2 protein-coding genes are annotated in these 732 nt (G+C 64.5%); both read right to left on the bottom strand.

Going from position 1 to position 732, the window contains the following annotated elements; translation table 11 throughout:
• The coding region (locus ACEN88_RS33365; protein WP_413346616.1) for a hypothetical protein at positions 1 to 230 on the bottom strand (230 nt) is incomplete at its 3' end.
• Between the two features lie 164 nt (positions 231 to 394).
• Positions 395 to 732: response regulator (locus ACEN88_RS33360; protein WP_413346614.1), on the bottom strand; the 338-nt coding region annotated here is incomplete at its 5' end.

The following is a 732-nucleotide window of genomic DNA, read 5'->3' as shown; positions in this document are numbered from 1 at the left end:
GCCTGCGCCAGCCGCGCCAGCACGACGCTCTCCGCCGCGCCGTCGCGCGCGGGCAGGTGCGCCGCGCGTTCGCGCAATACCGCTTCGACGACCTCGTCGTCGCGGGCTCCGGTCGCTGCATCAAATGTCGAGTCGGCCATGGTCGTCGAGTCTTGGTTGCCCACACCCTGCAACCCCAGATTACTTGACAATCCGATCAGTGCCAATCGAATTTCAATCGTGCCCGCCATGTTTAACAATATTTAACGAATTCCGGGGCAACGACGAACGAAATGGTGGTACGCCCGCCAAATCAAGGTATTTGAACGGCCACCTACCCGCTTCACGATATAAAGAAGATAGCGATAACAGGCGGCGCGAAAATTTTCATTGTGTTCGCGATGATTGCGAACGATCAGCGCACCGGGTCGGGTTCGCCCAGCGCGCGCTCCAGTTCGTCCAGACGCACGGGCTTTTTCAGGTGCAGGTCGAACCCGGCGGCCAGCGCCCGGCGCACGTCGTCCGGCTGGCCGTAGCCGGTGACGGCCACGAGCCGGATGCCACCCTGGCGCGCCAGCGTCCGCGCGACCTCGTAGCCGGAGATGTCGGGCAGGTCGATGTCGACGAAGGCGACGTCGGGCCGCCGGCGCGTGCTGCTGGTGGAAGACAACGACGACCTGCGCGAGATGACCTGCGCGCTGCTGCAATCGCGCGGCTGCACGGTCATGACGGCGGCGGACGGCAAGTCCGCGC

This window comes from Massilia sp. CT11-108, assembly GCF_047302915.1.
Taxonomy (GTDB): domain Bacteria; phylum Pseudomonadota; class Gammaproteobacteria; order Burkholderiales; family Burkholderiaceae_D; genus Telluria; species Telluria orientalis.
Note: the sequence above shows the minus strand (reverse complement) of the source record. Positions and strands in the feature narration are given on the sequence as shown.